General features: G+C 55.1%; 20 protein-coding genes, 1 tRNA gene and 2 pseudogenes. 17 read left to right on the top strand and 6 right to left on the bottom strand.

Annotated elements, in window-relative coordinates; translation table 11 throughout:
- The first annotated feature begins 234 nt into the window (after window positions 1-234).
- From V7665_RS05325 to V7665_RS05305, 5 genes are all read left to right on the top strand, one after another.
- Window positions 235-996 (top strand): COG4705 family protein, encoded by a 762-nt coding sequence (locus V7665_RS05325; protein WP_335663499.1) that lies wholly within the window; start codon window positions 235-237, stop codon window positions 994-996.
- 269 nt (window positions 997-1,265) lie between these two features.
- A complete protein-coding gene (gene radA / locus V7665_RS05320) occupies window positions 1,266-2,630 on the top strand; it encodes a DNA repair protein RadA (protein WP_335663498.1) in 1,365 nt (454 codons plus the stop codon).
- A 9-nt stretch (window positions 2,631-2,639) separates the two neighbouring features.
- Window positions 2,640-3,164 carry a CvpA family protein gene (locus tag V7665_RS05315; protein ID WP_335663497.1) on the top strand — a complete coding sequence of 175 codons (525 nt, stop codon included), beginning with the start codon at window positions 2,640-2,642 and terminating at the stop codon, window positions 3,162-3,164.
- The gene (locus tag V7665_RS05310) at window positions 3,161-3,601 is read left to right on the top strand and encodes an iron-sulfur cluster assembly scaffold protein (RefSeq protein ID WP_335663496.1); all 441 of its coding nucleotides are present in this window, start codon (window positions 3,161-3,163) and stop codon (window positions 3,599-3,601) included. The genes V7665_RS05315 and V7665_RS05310 overlap by 4 nt, the downstream gene beginning before the upstream one ends.
- A 3-nt stretch (window positions 3,602-3,604) precedes the next feature.
- Complete coding sequence (locus tag V7665_RS05305) at window positions 3,605-5,365, top strand: monovalent cation:proton antiporter-2 (CPA2) family protein (protein WP_335663495.1); 1,761 nt, start codon at window positions 3,605-3,607, stop codon at window positions 5,363-5,365.
- A gap of 27 nt (window positions 5,366-5,392) precedes the next feature.
- On the opposite strand, the gene aroB is transcribed toward V7665_RS05305, so the two are convergent.
- Both aroB and V7665_RS05295 read right to left on the bottom strand, forming a co-directional pair.
- Window positions 5,393-6,493, bottom strand: coding sequence for a 3-dehydroquinate synthase (gene aroB / locus V7665_RS05300; RefSeq protein WP_335663494.1), 1,101 nt, complete (start codon window positions 6,491-6,493; stop codon window positions 5,393-5,395).
- Window positions 6,490-7,065 (bottom strand): shikimate kinase, encoded by a 576-nt coding sequence (locus V7665_RS05295; RefSeq protein WP_335663493.1) that lies wholly within the window; start codon window positions 7,063-7,065, stop codon window positions 6,490-6,492. The genes aroB and V7665_RS05295 overlap by 4 nt, the downstream gene beginning before the upstream one ends.
- A 91-nt stretch (window positions 7,066-7,156) precedes the next feature.
- Between V7665_RS05295 and V7665_RS05290 the strand changes: the two genes are divergently transcribed.
- The 5 genes from V7665_RS05290 to V7665_RS05270 all read left to right on the top strand — a co-directional run bounded on the left by V7665_RS05290 (window position 7,157) and on the right by V7665_RS05270 (window position 12,681).
- Window positions 7,157-7,291, top strand: a complete 135-nt coding sequence (locus V7665_RS05290; protein WP_276308585.1) for a hypothetical protein — start codon at window positions 7,157-7,159, stop codon at window positions 7,289-7,291.
- Between the two features lie 283 nt (window positions 7,292-7,574).
- Window positions 7,575-9,155 (top strand): hypothetical protein, encoded by a 1,581-nt coding sequence (locus V7665_RS05285; protein WP_335663492.1) that lies wholly within the window; start codon window positions 7,575-7,577, stop codon window positions 9,153-9,155.
- A gap of 39 nt (window positions 9,156-9,194) precedes the next feature.
- Window positions 9,195-10,091 (top strand): tyrosine recombinase, encoded by an 897-nt coding sequence (locus V7665_RS05280; RefSeq protein WP_335663491.1) that lies wholly within the window; start codon window positions 9,195-9,197, stop codon window positions 10,089-10,091.
- A 31-nt stretch (window positions 10,092-10,122) separates the two neighbouring features.
- Window positions 10,123-11,070: an acetyl-CoA carboxylase carboxyltransferase subunit alpha gene (locus tag V7665_RS05275; RefSeq protein ID WP_335663490.1), complete on the top strand. Its 948-nt coding sequence runs from the start codon at window positions 10,123-10,125 to the stop codon at window positions 11,068-11,070.
- Between the two features lie 111 nt (window positions 11,071-11,181).
- On the top strand, window positions 11,182-12,681 hold the full coding sequence (locus V7665_RS05270) for a M48 family metalloprotease (protein ID WP_335663489.1): 1,500 nt from the start codon (window positions 11,182-11,184) through the stop codon (window positions 12,679-12,681).
- 68 nt (window positions 12,682-12,749) lie between these two features.
- Here V7665_RS05270 and V7665_RS05265 read toward each other — a convergent pair whose 3' ends face one another.
- Window positions 12,750-12,914, bottom strand: a complete 165-nt coding sequence (locus V7665_RS05265; protein WP_335663488.1) for a Flp family type IVb pilin — start codon at window positions 12,912-12,914, stop codon at window positions 12,750-12,752.
- A 115-nt stretch (window positions 12,915-13,029) separates the two neighbouring features.
- Entirely contained in the window at window positions 13,030-13,203 is a 174-nt protein-coding gene (locus V7665_RS05260) for a Flp family type IVb pilin (protein WP_335663487.1), read from the bottom strand.
- A 92-nt stretch (window positions 13,204-13,295) separates the two neighbouring features.
- On the opposite strand from V7665_RS05260, the gene mutT reads away from it, so the two are divergent.
- Entirely contained in the window at window positions 13,296-13,718 is a 423-nt protein-coding gene (gene mutT, locus V7665_RS05255) for an 8-oxo-dGTP diphosphatase MutT (protein WP_335663486.1), read from the top strand.
- Here mutT and V7665_RS05250 read toward each other — a convergent pair.
- Window positions 13,715-14,593 carry a methyltransferase domain-containing protein gene (locus V7665_RS05250; protein WP_335663485.1) on the bottom strand — a complete coding sequence of 293 codons (879 nt, stop codon included), beginning with the start codon at window positions 14,591-14,593 and terminating at the stop codon, window positions 13,715-13,717. The genes mutT and V7665_RS05250 overlap by 4 nt on opposite strands.
- Before the next feature lie 40 nt (window positions 14,594-14,633).
- Between V7665_RS05250 and V7665_RS05245 the strand changes: the two are divergent.
- The 6 genes and pseudogenes from V7665_RS05245 to V7665_RS05220 form a co-directional block, all read left to right on the top strand.
- Window positions 14,634-14,828 (top strand): annotated as a pseudogene (locus V7665_RS05245) (double zinc ribbon domain-containing protein); the annotation flags it as partial.
- Window positions 14,829-14,873: 45 nt separating this feature from the next.
- The gene (locus V7665_RS05240; protein ID WP_335663517.1) at window positions 14,874-15,371 is read left to right on the top strand and encodes a ComF family protein; all 498 of its coding nucleotides are present in this window, start codon (window positions 14,874-14,876) and stop codon (window positions 15,369-15,371) included.
- Between the two features lie 78 nt (window positions 15,372-15,449).
- Complete coding sequence (gene grxC / locus V7665_RS05235; protein WP_335663484.1) at window positions 15,450-15,707, top strand: glutaredoxin 3; 258 nt, start codon at window positions 15,450-15,452, stop codon at window positions 15,705-15,707.
- Between the two features lie 6 nt (window positions 15,708-15,713).
- Window positions 15,714-16,547, top strand: coding sequence for a carbon-nitrogen hydrolase family protein (locus V7665_RS05230; RefSeq protein ID WP_335663483.1), 834 nt, complete (start codon window positions 15,714-15,716; stop codon window positions 16,545-16,547).
- Window positions 16,544-17,038 (top strand): DUF1178 family protein, encoded by a 495-nt coding sequence (locus V7665_RS05225; RefSeq protein WP_335663482.1) that lies wholly within the window; start codon window positions 16,544-16,546, stop codon window positions 17,036-17,038. The genes V7665_RS05230 and V7665_RS05225 overlap by 4 nt, the downstream gene beginning before the upstream one ends.
- A gap of 44 nt (window positions 17,039-17,082) precedes the next feature.
- Window positions 17,083-17,159: transfer RNA gene (locus tag V7665_RS05220), tRNA-Arg, on the top strand.
- A gap of 132 nt (window positions 17,160-17,291) precedes the next feature.
- Here V7665_RS05220 and V7665_RS05215 read toward each other — a convergent pair.
- Window positions 17,292-17,506: pseudogene (locus V7665_RS05215) on the bottom strand (helix-turn-helix transcriptional regulator); the annotation flags it as partial.

Below are 17,506 nucleotides of genomic sequence, written 5' to 3'. Positions count from 1 at the left end.
CAGGAAGAAAATAGCCGCCACCGCCTGGAGCGTCACGATCGCCAATGCCGCCACCAACTCCCGTTTCGGGCTGGTGCGGTTCGTCATTCCATATTTCATTGTCATAGGTTTCATGGCACTTCCGCTTAGCCGCCTTCATTTAAGCGCCTGCTTATAGTGAAATCCGGTCAAGCGCACTAATTTCCAAGCCAGTTGGTCGCACCCGGCGACCTGCATGAAACTGGGAAATATATAATGACGACATCACAAGCGAGCGGTCTCAGCAAAGTCCCGGCCATCACCCTTGGTTTCTGGATCATCAAGATATTGGCGACCACATTTGGCGAGACGGCAGGTGACACGGTCAGCATGTCACTCAATCTCGGCTATCTGGTGGGCACGGCAATTTTCGCGACATTATTGGTGTTTCTGGTTTTATGGCAGATTCGGGCGAGAGATTTTCATCCCGCGCTATATTGGGCGACAATAATCGCTTCGACAACCGCGGGCACAACAATGGCCGATTTCGCAACGCGATCCCTGGCTATCGGCTATCCCGGAGGATCAACATTGCTGCTGGCACTGGTGCTGATCTCCCTGTTCATCTGGTACCGCGCCATGGGTACGATCTCGGTAGCGTCCGTGCATGAACCCCGCGCTGAAATCTATTACTGGCTGACCATCACATTCTCCCAGACCCTGGGCACTGCATTGGGTGACTGGGTAGCGGACGGATCACTTGGCTATCTTGGCGCGGCGGTAATTTTCGGTGTGCTGCTCGCGTTGATCGCACTGGCTTATTTCCGCACAAATATCAGCCATGTTTTCCTGTTTTGGGTGGCGTTCATCATAACTCGTCCACTGGGCGCCGTTGTCGGAGATTTCCTCGACAAACCGCTGGCGCAAGGCGGTCTGGAACTGAGCCGCGCAGCCGCTTCCATTGTCCTTGGCTTGGCGATCGTCGGACTGATCTGGATTTTGCCGCAGAGGCCTGGGGTTTGCAATTCGGCCAACTAATGAAAAGCCGGTGCTGACCCTCAATCATCTTGCCGCCCTTTGCCCAGCGCAAAACCCTCTTTCCTACACCTGCGCCCCTCTGCTAACCCAGACCTATGAACCGGCAACACCCTGATCACACAGGCAAGAGCAATCTTGCTCGTGCCTTCGCGCGCGCCTTCTCAAGCTAGAATCATTTTCTCTATTAGGGTGTGTGACCCGTGTGACCCTGTTTTAATTTTTGATGCAAAACCACTGGTGTTCTTTATTTGTTCTGTTAGATAAACCGCATGGCCAAACCGAAGAAAAAATATGTCTGTCAGAATTGCGGCTCGATTGCGCACCGCTGGGAAGGGCAGTGCGGCGATTGCGGCGAGTGGAACACTTTGGTCGAGGAAGCGGGCGAAACGGTATTTGCGTCCAAGCATAATCTGCAGACCGGTGGCCGCGAGGTGCGGCTGGTCGGACTGGATAGCGAGATTGCGCTGCCCGAGCGCAGAAAGACCGGCATTGCCGAATTTGACCGGGCGGTCGGCGGCGGGTTGGTGGCCGGATCGGCAACCTTGATGGGCGGCGATCCCGGAATCGGGAAATCGACACTCTTGCTGCAAGTCTCGGCCCGGCTGGCAGAAGCCGGGCTGTCGGTCGCCTATATTTCGGGCGAGGAAGCGGCGGATCAGGTGCGGCTGCGGGCGCGGCGGCTGGGGCTGGGCAAGGCGCCAGTCAAACTGGCCTCGGCGACATCCGTACGCGATATTTTGACGACCCTGGGCCGCGATGCACCGGATTTTGTCGTGATCGATTCGATCCAGACCATGCACAGCGACCTGATCGAAGGCGCGCCGGGTACCGTCAGCCAGGTGCGGGCCTCGGCGCAGGAAATCATCAAATTCGCCAAGGAACATGGCACGATGGTCATGCTCGTCGGCCATGTCACCAAGGATGGCAATATCGCCGGCCCGCGCGTGCTTGAACATATGGTCGACACGGTGATGAGCTTCGAGGGCGAGCGCAGCCATCAATATCGCATCCTCCGTGCGATCAAGAACCGCTTTGGCGGCACCGACGAGATCGGTGTTTTTGCGATGGAAGAGGCAGGGCTCACCGAAGTGACCAACCCATCTGCATTATTCCTGACCGACCGCAGCGAGGAAGTTACCGGAGCAACCGTGTTTCCGGCGATGGAAGGCACCCGGCCGGTGCTGGTGGAAATTCAGGCGCTGACGGTCAGGCTGGCCAGTGGCGCAACCCCGCGGCGGTCCGTGGTCGGCTGGGACAGCGCCCGGCTGGCGATGATATTGGCCGTGCTGGAAGCGCGTTGCGGCCTCAGTTTCTCAGGGGCGGAAGTCTATCTCAACGTCGCCGGTGGCTATCGGCTCACCGATCCTGCCGCCGATCTGGCGGTGGCGGCGGCGCTGATTTCGGCCCATGCTGAACGTCCGATGCCCAGCGACGCCGTGATATTTGGCGAAATTGCCTTGTCCGGGGAAATACGCCCCGTCTCGCGTACGCCGCTCCGCTTGAAAGAGGCATCCAAGCTCGGTTTCAATCGTGCGCTGTTGCCAGCTTCCGGCGAAAAAAGCAGTGATAGCATGAAGAAGCTGCAATTTGCCAAACTCGCCAATCTCGTTGACCATATGCTCGACCGTGACTAGCTAGAGCCGATGACGGGTCTGGATATATTTGTACTGGTTTTAATGGGCGGAGCAGCCGTTCTCGGCTTCCTGAGAGGATTCGTTCAGGAAGCGCTTGCGTTAATGGCCTGGATATTGGTCGTTATCGGCGTTTGGGCGCTGCATACGCCGATTACCGACCGCCTGATCGGCCCGGTTGGCAGCGAGAGCGGCGCTTCGGTGCTGGCTTTCGCTTCGATTGTGATTGTCACCTATGCAGTGGGGCGATGGGTTGCTCGATCAATCGGCGCCCGGTCGCGTAAATCCGTCCTCGGTCCGATTGATCGCGTGCTTGGTTTCGGCTTTGGCATGATCAAGGGGCTGATTGGCGCGACCTTGCTCTATTTATTGGTGGTTCTGGTTCATGACACGATCTATGGTGCGGACGAACCGCGGCCGCAATGGCTCGCGGAATCCCGTACTTACCCGCTGCTCAACGCGAGCGGAAAAGCCATGGTCGACTTTGTTGAGGAACAGCGGAAATTGACCGATGACCAAGCGGTACCAGGCGAATGAGCGGAGCGCTCTATACGCGCGAGATATTGCGCCTCGCGGTGTCCATTCCGCATCAGCAACGGCTGGACAATCCCGACGGCACGGCGGAGCTGCGATCCAGGACCTGCGGCAGCAAGGTTGCGGCCGACGTGATGGTAACTGACAGCGGAAGTCTGAAGAATTTGGGTTTTGAAATAAGCGCCTGCGCATTGGGGCAGGCCTCGGCAGCGATATTGGGTGCACAGGCCATCGGAAAATCGGCTGCGGATATCAAAATAGTGCGAGCCAATCTGGGAGCATTTCTCGAGGGATCAATCGAATCTCCGGGAGAATGGCCGGATATGGACAAGCTGATGGCAGCCCAGGATCACAAGGGCCGTCATGCGGCGATCTTGCTTCCCTATGATGCGGTGATCGCGGCATTCGCAGACGCCGCCGCCAAGCAAGAGGCGGCCTGACCCATGGAAACCGAAACCCATATGGCCGATTTGCTGTTGGGCGGCTTTGTCATGCTTGGCGCGGCCCTGGTGATGGTGCTGGTATTCCGGCGGTTCGGCATCGGCGCGGTTCTCGGCTATCTGATCGCCGGGATATTGATCGGCCCGCAGGGTTTCCAGTTGATCAGCAATGCCGAAACCATCCTCGAATTCTCCGAAATCGGGATCATCTTGCTGCTGTTCATTGTCGGACTGGAACTCGCACCGGCGCGGCTTATGCGCTTGCGCCAGGCGATCTTCGGACTCGGCATGAGCCAGGTCGTTCTATGCGGTATTGCGCTGTTTCTGCTGATCATGGCGACGACCAATTTCACGCTGGCCGCTTCGATTGCCATAGGTCTGCCGCTGGCGCTGTCCTCGACCGCCCAGGTGCTGCCGATGCTGCAATCCTCGGGCAGGCTCAATACACCAACCGGTGAAAAAGCCTTCTCGATCCTGCTGTTTCAGGATCTGTCCATCATTCCGCTGCTGACCATTATTGCAGCGCTATCGCGCGCACCACAGGAAGATGGTGGTCAATCTGGCTGGCTTACCGCAATATATGCCGTCCTCGCGATTGGTGGGCTGATCGCCATCGGCAAATATCTGCTGCAGCCGTTGCTGAAGGTGATTGGCAGAATCGCCGAGCGTGAATTGTTCATTGTCGCGGGTCTGGTCGCCGTGTTCGGTGGTGCGGCGCTGATGGAATTTATCGGGCTTTCTCCGGCTTTGGGCGCTTTCATTGCCGGGGTCATGCTGGCCAATTCTCCCTATCGGCATGAGCTGGAAGCCGATATCGACCCGTTCCGCTCTCTGTTGCTCGGCTTCTTCTTCCTCGCAGTCGGAATGATGCTGGACCTCAACGTCGTGATCGAAAATCCCTTCTTCGTATTGGGTGCTGCTTTTGCATTGGTGGCGGTCAAGATCGCGATCATTTTCGGACTGGGTAAGCTGTTCGGCATGGATACCAACCCGGCGCTGGCGATGGGCATGCTGCTCAGCCAGGGTGGAGAATTTGGCTTTGTGCTGTTTTCCGAAGCTGAAAAGGCACTGTTGATCGAACCCGAAGCAAGCAGCCTGTTTGGGGCAGTAATAACCATTTCCATGGCGACGACTCCGTTTCTGATGCTGCTGGCTCGGCGTTTCAGCAGTGGCGGCAGCAAATCGTCGGCGCATCTCGACGATCCGGGCAATGCCGATCGAGCATCGGTTATCATTGTCGGGCAGGGGCGTTTTGGCCAGACCGTATCGCAAATGCTGATGGCGGCAAAAATCCCGCTAACGCTGATTGATATCAAACCCGAGCAGATTGATGTTCATCAGCAATTTGGTGCCAAGGTCTTCTATGGTGACGGGACCCGTGTCGACCTGCTTCGTCGCGCCGGAGCTCATGAAGCGGATGCCATTGTTTTCTGTATGGACGATCAGGGGTTCGGCCCTGAACAAGTGCGCGCGATCATTCAGTCATTTCCGGAAACCAAGATGTTTGTCCGGGTCTACGATCGCCGCCAGCTGATCGCGCTCAAGGGCCTCGGCATCGTCGGGATGAAACGGGAAATGTTTGAATCCGCGATCCATCTTGCGCGACAAACGATGTACGCGATCGATTTGGATAGCAGTCTGATCGAAGAGGTCGATGAAGAATTTCGACAGCGCGATTGCGACCGGCTGGAAGCGCAAATGAAGTCCGGGGGTGACATGCTCGCAGGTGCAGAACTCAGGTTTGAAAATAATTCTACCAAGTAAAGCTGAACTTCAATTTGCCGGGGTTGGCTAGGCCGAATCGTCGAGAAATGCGGCAACGTCTTCCAGATCGACGTCTCGTGCCAAAAATGACTGTCCGATGCCGTTGGCGAGCAGGAATGGCAAGCTGCCACCGCTCATTTTCTTGTCGTGCATCATATGGTCGACCAGACGTTGCCCGGAAGCCCGCACCGAAGCGGTTGCCAGATTATAGGGCAGATCGACCGACTTCAGATGTGCTTTGACGCGTTCCGCTTCCGTCGCATCGCAATGCCCGCGACGCACCGAATATCCGAACGCCAGCGCCATGCCAGCGGCGACCGCTTCGCCATGAACCAGTCTGTCCGAAAATCCGGTTTCTGCCTCGAGCGCGTGCCCGAAGGTATGGCCCAGATTGAGCAGCGCACGTCGGCCGCTGAGCTCCTTCTCGTCTTCCCCGACGATCAGGGCTTTGGCACGCACGCTGTGGATGATGGCTTCGCTGAGGGCATCCGGATCGTGGCCGAGCAGCTTGCTGCCATTCGCTTCGCACCAGGCGAAGAAATTCGCGTCGCTGATCAATCCATATTTGATCACTTCCGCATAACCGGCTCGTAATTCCCGGTCGGGCAGGCTGTTCAGCACGAGCGGATCGATCAGCACAAAGCGGGGCTGGTTGAAACTACCGATCAGATTCTTGCCGACCGAGCTGTTGATCGCTGTCTTGCCGCCAACGCTGCTGTCGACCTGGGCCAGAAGGCTGGTGGGTATCTGGACGAACCCGCAGCCGCGCTTGACAATCGCTGCTGCAAATCCGGTGAGATCGCCGATTACGCCGCCGCCGAGTGCCACCAGTGTATCGGATCGTTCGATGCCCTGGCCCAGCAGCCAGTCGGTGACCATTTCCAGTTGGCGCCAGCTTTTGCTGACCTCCCCCGCTGGCAGGCTTTTTACGATCAGTTCGACCCCGCTGCCGGCAAAGGCTTGCTGCAATGTGGCAAGTAGATGCGACTCCACATTCTCGTCCGTCAGAATGAAAAGCCGGTGATTGCTGGCAAATTCCTGCAAATATGTGGCTGCCAGTTCCAGGGCGCCTGGCTGAACCAAAATGGGGTAGCTATGTTCGCCTAATTCAACAGTGATTTGGGTCAATGCTGCAATGCCTCGATAATTTTTTCAACGGTTGTTTCATGGGGCGAATCATTACCCATGACATGAATATGCGCGGTGGCATAAACGGGATTCCTGATTACCGCCAGATCGGCCAATATCTTCGCCGGATCACCAGATTTCAGCAAGGGTCTGGTGTTTCGCCGGCCGACGCGCTTCACCAGCGTCTCCAGATCAGCATCCAGCCAGATTGCAATGGCCTTTTCAAGAATGAGCGCCCGGGTTTCCTCGTTCATGAACGCTCCGCCGCCCGTTGCGATAATCTGGCGCTCGCCCTCCAGCAGCCGCGCTATGACGCGCCGTTCTCCGTCACGGAAATAGTCTTCGCCAAATCGACTGAAAATTTCTTCGACGCTGAGGCCGGCCGCCCGCTCAATTTCCTCATCAGCGTCAACAAAGCCGAGGCCGAGCCGTTTTGCCAGGCGCCTACCAACCGTAGTTTTGCCTACGCCCATCAAACCAACCAGCACAATCGACTGGTCAGGCACGAAATCTGGCTTTTCACCGGAATTTCCGGTTGAATTGTCGAAAGAGGCTTTAATGTTTTTGTCCATTGGGGCAAGGGCTATACAACGGTTGGCTAAGGGTGCAAATTCCAATGCTGATTATGTTATTTTTAACCGTTTGAAAGATTGAGTCACATTGATGCCGCGCCAGCTGGTTTTTTTAATTTTATTTGTCGCAATCCTGATCGGTGCGGCACTTGCTTTGGCTTCGATGGATGTCGAGCAGCCGCTGCAACCTGTTGAAAAGCCCGTAATTGGTGACGATTTGCAATAAGATGCATATGCGTATCAAGCATATATCTTTAGCCGCAGTGAGCCTTGGTGCGCTTTTGGTGGCGATACCGGTCTTGGGACAGAATTCTCCAGAATCCCTTCTTCCACCAGGATTCGGGGAGCCCGCTCCCGCTCCCGCTCCGGCCCCCCGGCCCGCGCCCGCAATCTCCCCAACACCGGCTCCTGGTCCAGTTTCAGCGCGGCCCGTCACTCCGCAGGAAAGCGATCCATCGAGCGAGACTGTTGGGGGTCGGAATGTCGCGGAAAGTGACCTGGATTCGCCATTGCTGGCGCTGGATGAAAATGGGGAACTCGATCTGAATGCGCTGGATGATGCGCTCCAGCCCCAATATGCCCTGTCCGCCGGGGAACGGCGATCAATGGCAGAAATTGGTGTCTTGACGCCGCAATATGATGGATTGGCCAAGGATGCCTTCGGTAAAGAGGGCGGACAATATCTGACCAGCTTGATCAGAAATTTGAATGGTCCCATCATTTCTCGCTGGGGTTCGATACTGCTCCGTCGCACGTTACTCAGCAAGGTTGTCAGTCCCGAAAATGTAAATCCGGCGGATTGGACGGCCGAACGCGCTTGGCGGCTGCTGCGCATGGGCGAGGCGGATGCGGCTCGCTCGCTGGTGTTGAAGGTTGATGGCGGTAACTACACACCGCGGCTCTATGAAGTGGCGATGCAGGCGCATCTGGCAACCGCCGATCCTGCCGGTATATGCCCTCTGGTCGATGGTGGTGTGAGAGCAAGTGACGCACCGACATGGGTCATGTTTCGGCCCATTTGTGCTTCCTTTACCGGTGAGCAGAGCCGGGCGACCAGCCTGCTTCAGCAAGCGAGACGTGACAAGGCGGCCACAGGCATCGATTATTTACTGGCGGAAAAGACGATCGGTGCCGGTTTCGAAGGTCGGCGAGCCGTATCCATCCTTTGGGATGACATCGAATTTTTCAACAGTTGGCGCTTTGGCCTGGGCGCAGCGACCGGCGTCGAACCGCCGGATCGACTATATGCTCAGGCCGGCCGCCATGTGCAGGGGTGGCGCGCTCGTGCCCCCATGCTTTCGATCGACTCGCGGATGAAGGCGGCCGATACCGCAGCGGCGATCGGCGTGTTCTCGAATCAGGCGATGGTTGATCTTTACGCCGCAGCATATGACGATCCCGAGACAAGCGATGATCGGAAGGCGCTGGCTGCGGTATTGCGTCAGGCTTATACGAATGACACAGCGGATTCTCGGCTGGCTGCGATGCGTGATCTATGGGGCCGGTCCAAGGGTGCGCTAACGCGATATTCGGCCAAGATATTGACCGCTCGTGCCGCAGCAAAGATTCCGCCAGCAGATGCACTTGGTGATCAAAGTGCAGATTTAATCGCTTCCATGCTCACCGCAGGTCTGGATCGCAGCGCCATAAGATGGGCAAATGTCGTCGAAGAGGGAAGCGACGGCTGGGCGCTTTTGGCGGTGGCCTCCCCGACAAATAAAATTCCCGTCTCATATGGTGCGCTTGATGATTTCGGGGACGCTGACGTCAGTGCAGAGCAGCTTCGCAGTAAATTTCTACTGGCAGCGGTCGCTGGCTTGGGGCGAGCCGACCAGCAGGTGATCGATGATTTTTCCAATGATTTGAGCTTGGACTTAAATCGCTCCACCAGATGGACAAGGGCGATCCAGTCGGCTTCTCGACGCGGCCAACAGGGAACCGTGGCCTTGCTCGTCGCTGTTGGTATGCAGGGCCGGAGCTGGAAGACGATGTCGCCTTTGCATCTCTATCATATCATGCAAAGCCTGAAACGTGTCGGCCTTGAGCCGGAAGCGCGTATGATTGCCGCCGAAGCCTTGACGCGGACATAAGCTTGGCATTGACGGCCGTGAGGTCTATTCGAGCATGCTATGAGCGATGATGCCAATCTGATCGAACGTTTTCTGGAAATGCTCGTAGCGGAAACAGGTGCGTCTCAGCATACTTTGTCGGCCTACCGAACAGATTTGGAGCAAGCGTCGGGAATCACCGGTGGGCTATTGTCCAGTGCGGATCGTGAGATGATCAGGAAATTGCCCTCTCATTGGCGCAGGCTAAAAAATAGCACGGTGGCACGCAAATCGTCCAGCTTGAGACGCTTTTTTGGATTTCTGGTGGAGGAAGGGTTTCGGGAAAATGATCCCTCCGATGCTCTGCCAAGACCGGGGTTGGTTCGATCATTGCCCAAGACCCTGTCTCATGCAGAAATTGCGCTTTTGTTCCAGTTGGTCGCCGAGGGGTTGGGCCGTGAACCCGTTAAACCCTCAGTCGTCAGGCTTTCTGCAATATTGGAACTGCTTTATGGTTCCGGACTCAGAGCGAGTGAGCTTGTCGGTTTGCAGCGATCATCGATTACTGGCGACAAGCCCTATTTGATAATCAAGGGAAAGGGAGAAAAGGAGAGATTAGTCCCGATTTCTCAGCAGGCTCGCATTGCCGTGCGCCGGTGGGGCGAATTCGTTGATTCGAAGGAAAAATGGCTCTTCCCTTCGAGAACGGGTCACATCAGCAGGATAAGGCTATTCCAGATCATCAGGGAACATGCGGTCAGGGCAGGGATCAGCCCGGTAAAAATCAGTCCGCATGTTTTGCGCCATGCTTTTGCCACCCACCTTCTCGAAGGCGGTGCTGACTTGCGAGCTTTGCAGACGCTGCTCGGGCATAGCGACATCAGCACCACACAAATCTATACGCATATCGACAGCGCCCGCCTGGTCGAACTCGTGAATAATCGTCATCCATTGAGCCAACTGGATCTCACGCGTTGACGTTTAGCTTGTCCGGTTCTAACTCTTTTTCATGACATCTTATCTCGATTTTGAAAAACCGATCGCCGCCCTCGAATCCCGTATTCTGGAACTCAGAGATACAGCGGATGAAGGCTCGCTTGATATCGAAACGGAAATCGAGAAATTGCAGGCCAAATCAGCTAAAATGTTGAGCGATACTTACGCGAAACTGTCTCCCTGGCAAAAAACGCAGGTCGCCCGGCATCCGGAACGCCCGCATTTTAAAGATTTCACCGCTGGCCTGTTTGACGAATTTATCCCGCTGGGAGGCGACCGGAATTTCGGCGATGATCAGGCTATTATCGGCGGCTTTGCCCGACTGGGAGACCGTCGCATGGTTGTCATTGGCCATGAAAAGGGTGACGATACGGAAAGCCGCTTGCGACACAATTTTGGAATGGGCAAGCCCGAAGGATATCGCAAGGCCATCCGCCTGATGGATATGGCCGACCGATTCTCGCTTCCAGTTTTGACCCTGGTTGACACATCGGGCGCATTTCCAGGCGTGTCGGCAGAAGAACGGGGACAGGCTGAAGCAATCGCCCGTTCGACCGAAAAATGCCTCTCGCTCGGTGTTCCTATGGTGGCGATAATTGTCGGTGAAGGCGGATCAGGCGGAGCCGTGGCATTGGCCGCTGCAGAACGCGTGTTGATGTTTGAACATGCCGTCTATTCGGTCATTTCACCCGAGGGTTGCGCGTCAATTCTGTGGCGCACGGGAGACAAAGCCGATGTGGCCGCAGATGCAATGCAAATCACTGCCCAAAATCTCAAGAAACTGGGTGTCATCGACCGGATAATCGAGGAGCCTGTGGGCGGCGCGCATCGCGATCAGGCATTGGCTATTGCATCCCTGAGTAAAGCGATTGAAGAAGAATTTGCACAACTCGAGAACCATGATCGCGAGTCGCTGAGAAGATTGCGTCGCGAAAAATTCCTGCAAATTGGTGCGCTTTAAACCAAAGAATATAGATTCTGCGTCGGCTGAAGCGGTTAAAACGTCATTTTACACGCGGAAGTCTTTACCAGATGATCTGTTCTTATACATTGCTACAATGAGGAGCTTGATATGAGACAATTTTCGACAAAACTGATGAGCGCAGCGGCCGTTATCGCCTTGGTAGCTTGCACCGGCAGTGGAGCGGATGCCGGTGCGGTGCAATCGGCAGGAAGTCAGGCGGGCGAGGCGCGTTCGATATCGGCAGCGGAAAAGCGGCAAGGTGCGGAAGCCCATCCGCAATTGCTTGAGGAATTTGGCGGTGCCTATACCGGCCCTCAGGTTGCCTATGTCGTCGGTGTGGGGCAAAATATTGCGGTGCAATCGGGCCTGGGCAATGCCCGCAGTGACTTTACCGTAACGCTGCTGAATAGCCCGGTGAACAACGCTTTCGCTATTCCTGGAGGTTATGTCTATCTCACCCGGCAATTGATGGCGCTGATGAACGATGAAGCGGAAATGGCTGGTGTTCTGGGCCATGAAGTTGGTCATGTTGCCGCGAGACATAGTGAAAAACGACAGAAGGCAGCTACCCGCAACAATATTTTGGGCATTCTTGGCCAAATCGGTTCTCAAGTTTTGTTGGGAGATTCTTCTCTCGGACGGATCGGACAGGAAATATTCGGTACGGGCAGCCAGTTGCTGACGCTGAAATATTCGCGCAAACAGGAATATGAAGCCGACGATCTGGGCATTCGTTATCTCGCTTCGGCGGGCTATGATCCCCAGGCGCTCTCATCCATGTTATATTCGTTGGCGGCACAATCGGCGATCGATGCCCGAGCGGCGGGACGCGACGCCCGCAGTGCACCCGAATGGTCGAGTACCCATCCCGATCCCGCGCGCAGAGTGTCACGCGCTGCGACAAATGCCAGCAAATTGACGGGTTCTGGCGGTGTTCGCAATCGCGATCAGTTTCTGCAAAGTCTGGATGGAATCCTATATGGCGATGATCCCAAGCAAGGGGTGATCGAGGGAAATAGCTTTCTGCACCGTGACCTGAAGCTGAAATTCACTATTCCCAACGGCTTTTCCATGCAAAATGGCGCGCGCGCTGTCACGATTACCGGATCGGGTGGGCAGGGGCAATTTACGACAGGTGCCTATAACGGGAATATGGCAACATATATTGATGCGGCGTTCAAAGGACTTGCGGGCGAAGGTAAGGCCATTTCTCATGGCGCCATAGAGAGAACAACGGTGAATGGGCTGCCAGCATCTTATGCGATGGCGAGGGTCGACAGCAACAATGGGCCGGTTGATGTGACCGTCTTCGCTTATGAATTTTCGAAAAGCAGCGCCTTTCATTTCGCAACGATTGCCCCGGCAGGAAGCGCCGCCGTGTTCTCGCCAATGTATCAGAGCATCGACAGGCTTTCTGCGACAGCAGCGGCCGCGATCCGGGCACGTAAAGTTGATGTCGTAACCGTAAAAAATGGAGATACGATTTCAAGTCTTTCTTCGCGTATGGCTTATACGGATTACCAGCAGGACCGGTTTCTGGTGTTGAACCGGTTGCGCGCGACTGACGGGCTGCGGGCAGGCCAGAAAGTGAAAATCATCACCTATTGATTTGCCCGGACACAAAAAAAGACGGCAGCCTGAAGGCTGCCGTCCTGTTTTCTTGAATAATCCAAAGATTAACCAGCCATCGAGTTTTCGACTTCGGTGAAGGTGTTGCTGAGGGTATTACCCAGCTGACCCATTGCAACGATAGCTGCAACAGCGATCAGAGCAGCAATAAGGCCATATTCAATAGCCGTTGCGCCTTCTTCATTCTTGAACATTTTACGTACGAATTTCATGTCTGGTCTCCTAGATTTGACATACTTCACTTACCCAATTGGACCTATTTTACATCCAATGTTCAACAGCCTAGACCAGAAACCTTACCAAAACATTTAAGTGCGATAGCGCTATTCATGAAACTTCGGTAACCTGATTGGCTACGTCGTCCCACATGCCGACAGTTTTATTGGCCACACCGGCAATCGCCACAAGCACTGTGAGTGCAATGAGAGCCAGTATCAAACCATATTCAACAGCCGTTGCGCCCTTGTCAGAAAGATATAATTTTTTCAAAAGATCGATCATGTCTCTCTCAACGCCGATAAAGTTCTGCTAAGTCGTGAACAGTTCCGGTTTCACAGAAAGGGATTAATAAAATCCTTACATCGCATAAAAAAATGGAAAAAAATCCGACATATCTGTTTGTCGCTGCTGCTGCTCTGATTGACCAAAATGGCAGAATTCTGGTGCAAAAGCGACCGGAAGGCAAGCCGATGGCCGGCCTCTGGGAGTTCCCGGGAGGCAAGGTTGAGGAGGGAGAAACCCCGGAAGCAGCGCTGGTTCGCGAGTTGGAAGAAGAACTGGGTATCGGTGTCAAAGAATCGGATATCGAGCCTGTTGCCTTCGCCAGCGAGGCGGTGGAGGACCAGCATCTGATTCTCCTGCTATATATATGTCGCAAATGGACCGGACATATCCAGAGCGCGGAATCGCTGGATATGCAATGGTTGCCGGTTGAGGCAATCCAGGATTTGCCGATGCCACCGGCAGACGGTCCATTGGTCCAAAAGCTGTCATATAGCCTAAAGTCTCTGGCCTAATTGCCCGATCGTTCCTCACCGCTTCCAGAAAGCGTGGTGGTGAGAGATACCTGTCCGCTTCCCCGGCGTGCCGGTTTCGGTTGGTCCGGGTGAGGTGCCCATGCACAGAGATATAAAATCGTGACGCTTTCCGCGAATTTGCCGTCAACTGCCGCTTGCGCCTGGAATAGGGATTGAATGTTCCTATAGACATCCGGTCCAATGGGAGAGACCCCGCCGCGCATGATATTGCTTCCTCCGACGTCTCTTATGTCGGAAATCAAGCGCTGGAGGCTCGAATATCTGAGACGCAAGTCGTCGCTGTCTGCAACTGGCATCGTCAACCCCGCGCGCGCCATAAGGTCGCCAGCCGTCCGCACATCTATCTGTGGATGAATATGCGCCGAAACCCGGTCTCCTTCGGCCTCCATTATTACAGATTTTAGCGACAGAAAGCTCTCCGCGCTGACAAAGGCGGCCAGCATCAATCCATCGGGAATCAATATCCTGCGGATCAGAACAAGCGCACCGGGCAGGTCATTGACGGTATCGAGGGAGCCCATATTGATGATCAGATCAAAGCTGTGATCGGCGAACGGCAAGCGATCATCATCGCAAATCACGCCGCCGAGTGCCGTTGCCAACCGAGCGCTGGAATCTGCGAACACTATTGTCATGCCGCGCGCCTCCAGCTCTGTTCCAAGCCTTGTTGAGGGCAGGCCGATGATCAGTGCTCGCCGAAAGGTGCGCTTGACCACGTCCAGGCGTTCCAGAATTTCCTCGGCCATGATCTGCGAGAAAAAATCATCACCATTTGCCCGCGCATAGGCGCGATCACGGACTATCCGTCTTCGCTTGCGGTCAAAAACTTCGGGAAAATTGACTGTGTCGGTCATAGGGTCTTGTGGCTTTAGGAGTGCTGAGCAAAAAGATCAAATGCCGTTGCGAGCCATGTTTGGATCAATAGTCGATTACGCGTTGCCACCAAGATGCCCGATATGTGGCGTAACGGTGGAAGCCGACAACCACTTCTGTCTGTCTTGCTGGCGACAACTGGACTTTCTAGCCAAGCCCTGGTGCGCAGCCTGTGGCCTGCCGCTGGCCTTCGACCATCCTGACGACAGTCTGTGTGGCAAATGTCTGACGGATCCGCCGGTCCACGACGGGGTTCGGGCCGTGGTGCGCTATGATGACAAAAGTTCGTTGATCGCTATGCGATTGAAATATGGTACCCGGTTGGGGCTTGCAAAATTGATAGCGGAACATTTGCAAAAATTCGTCGCAGAATGTTCAGGTAGCGCGATCATCGTGCCCGTGCCGCTCCACCGGTCGCGTCTGTGGCGCCGCGGCTTTAACCAGTCGGTGCTGATTGGCAGAGAACTTGCCCGGGTCGCCGGCATTCAGATGAACTATAAGGTGATATCTCGCAGCAAAGTGACCCCTCCGCTGAGAGGCATGAGCGGCATGCGGCGACGAAAAACCGTTGATAAGGCGTTTGCACTTCGCGCCGATGCGCACGCTAGTCTCGCCGGTAAGTCTGTTTTGCTGGTTGATGACGTTTACACCAGCGGATCGACGAGCAATGCCTGCGCTCGGCTGCTCAAGAAAGCGGGTGCCGAAGAAGTGTTCGTTTTCTGTTGGGCACGGGTTATAGGCAGTTTTGAAAATGGCTAGGTTCCTGAACAGATAGCGATTGCTTGAATTTCTTTCGCTGACAGCCCATTTGCGAACTGATGGTAGAAAGAGCGAAATATGTCGAAAGTTGAAATATATACAAAATTCACCTGTGGCTTCTGCTTCCGGGCGAAAGCCTTGCTTGAAAGCAAAAATGTCAGCTTCGAAGAGACTGACATCACCATGGGCGGCAAAAAGCGTGAGGAAATGATCCAGCGTTCTGGTGGCAGAATGACGGTTCCGCAAATATTTATCGATGACCTCCATATCGGAGGCTCGGACGAATTATCCGCCTTGGACCAGGCAGGTAAGCTTGATGCACTTCTGGCAAGCTGATCTGTTTTGAAAATCGCGCTTGCCCAAATGTGCAGCGGCATTGATCCAAATGAAAATGCCAGACAAGTTTCATCGCTTATAAGCGGAGCTGCGGCTGGCGGTGCGACGATGCTCTTTACACCAGAGATGACCGGGTTGCTGGACCGGGATCGTTCGCGCGCGGCCGGAACGATCAGAAACGAAGCAGATGATATGGTGTTGTCGACGGCCCTTTCAGCGGCCAAGGATTCTCGGATATGGGTGCAACTGGGCTCTTTGGCGATAAAGGCTTCCGGCAAAGCGGGAGAGAAATGGGCCAACCGGTCCTACCTGATCAATCCTGACGGTGAAATTACAGCGCGCTATGACAAGATTCATCTGTTCGATGTTGATCTTGGTCCCGATGAATCGCTCCGGGAATCCTCAGCCTATTCAGGCGGCCATAATGCGGTTGTGGCTATGGTTCCCGAAGCAACGCTGGGATTGTCGATTTGCTATGATCTCCGCTTTCCTGCGCTTTACGAAGCCCTGACCAATGCCGGTGCCGACATATTGTCCGTTCCCGCCGCGTTTACAGTTCCGACCGGAAAGGCCCATTGGGAAATATTGCTCCGGGCACGCGCGATTGAGGCCGGTGCTTTTGTTGTCGCGGCAGCGCAATATGGTGGGCACGAAGATGGCCGTTCCACTTATGGCCACTCGATAGTGGTTGATCCCTGGGGTGAAATATTGCTCGACATGGGTGAGGGAGCCGGGCTTGGCTTTTGCGACCTTGATTTGGAGGAAGTACAGAAGGTGCGTTCGCGGGTTCCCGCTGTCGCCAACCGCAAAAGGTTCGAAATGCCGGTAAAACTGACATGATAATTTTCGACTTGATATGCGCGGACGGGGAACATCGCTTTGAGGGCTGGTTCGGATCCTCGAAAGACTATGCGGAGCAACAGGACAGTGGCTTGCTGGACTGCCCTGTTTGCGGGAGCAAGAATATTGGCAAGGCCGCAATGGCGCCCAATTTGGGCAGGAAAAGCAATCAGAAACCTGTTGCAGCTAGGCCATCGGATGGTCCGTCCGACCCTCAGGTGACCAAGCCGGTGAGCAACACGGTGGCGGTGCCTGCCGAATATCGGGAAATGATCGGCAAACTGGTCAAGGCGCAAGAAAAGATGCTCGCCAATTCCGAATGGGTCGGCGATAAATTTGCCGATCGGGCCCGCGATATCCACTATGGTGATGCGGATGAAAAGCCGATTCATGGCACTGCGTCGCAGGAAGAAGTTGCCGATTTGGCAGAAGAGGGCATTGCAGCCCTCCCTCTGCCTCTGCCGGTTTTACCACCCAAATCGAAAAATTGATTGTGGCATGCGCCTGCCGATGCGGCTAAACCACTCAACACAACGCGCCCGTAGCTCAGTCGGATAGAGCATCAGATTCCTAATCTGGGGGCCACAGGTTCGAATCCTGTCGGGCGCACCATTTTTCCTGATTTTTAGCACCACAAAGCTTGGGGCAAGGTTCCGGCGTATCAAATTGCGGGCTGAAACCTGACGCTCGGTATTATTCTCCGCTGCGAACCACGTGCGCGATTTTGGACGCTATGCTGCTATTTCAAGCCAATGCCACGATGCTGGCAAGGATGAGACGAACAAGATCTGCCTGACCACGCGTGCCGGTCTTGGCATATATACGCTTTGAATAAAGCCGGGTGGTTTCATGGGTGAGGCCGAGCAGGGTCGCGGCTACTCTTATCGTAACGCCGCGACTGATATGCAGCGCAAGGCGCGCTTCCTGAAGCATGAGACTATAGACATTGGCCAAATGCT

It is taken from the genome of Parasphingorhabdus sp., from assembly GCF_036964675.1.
GTDB lineage: Bacteria > Pseudomonadota > Alphaproteobacteria > Sphingomonadales > Sphingomonadaceae > Parasphingorhabdus.
Note: the sequence above shows the minus strand (reverse complement) of the source record. Positions and strands in the feature narration are given on the sequence as shown.

Coding starts and splice junctions, on each gene's coding strand:
- V7665_RS05325 (WP_335663499.1), top strand. CDS start 235: ATGACGACATCACAAGCGAGCGGTCTCAGCAAAGTCCCGGCCATCACC.
- radA (WP_335663498.1), top strand. CDS start 1,266: ATGGCCAAACCGAAGAAAAAATATGTCTGTCAGAATTGCGGCTCGATT.
- V7665_RS05315 (WP_335663497.1), top strand. CDS start 2,640: ATGACGGGTCTGGATATATTTGTACTGGTTTTAATGGGCGGAGCAGCC.
- V7665_RS05310 (WP_335663496.1), top strand. CDS start 3,161: ATGAGCGGAGCGCTCTATACGCGCGAGATATTGCGCCTCGCGGTGTCC.
- V7665_RS05305 (WP_335663495.1), top strand. CDS start 3,605: ATGGAAACCGAAACCCATATGGCCGATTTGCTGTTGGGCGGCTTTGTC.
- V7665_RS05295 (WP_335663493.1), bottom strand. CDS start 7,065: ATGGACAAAAACATTAAAGCCTCTTTCGACAATTCAACCGGAAATTCC.
- V7665_RS05290 (WP_276308585.1), top strand. CDS start 7,157: ATGCCGCGCCAGCTGGTTTTTTTAATTTTATTTGTCGCAATCCTGATC.
- V7665_RS05280 (WP_335663491.1), top strand. CDS start 9,195: ATGAGCGATGATGCCAATCTGATCGAACGTTTTCTGGAAATGCTCGTA.
- V7665_RS05275 (WP_335663490.1), top strand. CDS start 10,123: ATGACATCTTATCTCGATTTTGAAAAACCGATCGCCGCCCTCGAATCC.
- V7665_RS05270 (WP_335663489.1), top strand. CDS start 11,182: ATGAGACAATTTTCGACAAAACTGATGAGCGCAGCGGCCGTTATCGCC.
- V7665_RS05265 (WP_335663488.1), bottom strand. CDS start 12,914: ATGAAATTCGTACGTAAAATGTTCAAGAATGAAGAAGGCGCAACGGCT.
- V7665_RS05260 (WP_335663487.1), bottom strand. CDS start 13,203: ATGATCGATCTTTTGAAAAAATTATATCTTTCTGACAAGGGCGCAACG.
- mutT (WP_335663486.1), top strand. CDS start 13,296: ATGGAAAAAAATCCGACATATCTGTTTGTCGCTGCTGCTGCTCTGATT.
- V7665_RS05250 (WP_335663485.1), bottom strand. CDS start 14,593: ATGACCGACACAGTCAATTTTCCCGAAGTTTTTGACCGCAAGCGAAGA.
- grxC (WP_335663484.1), top strand. CDS start 15,450: ATGTCGAAAGTTGAAATATATACAAAATTCACCTGTGGCTTCTGCTTC.
- V7665_RS05225 (WP_335663482.1), top strand. CDS start 16,544: ATGATAATTTTCGACTTGATATGCGCGGACGGGGAACATCGCTTTGAG.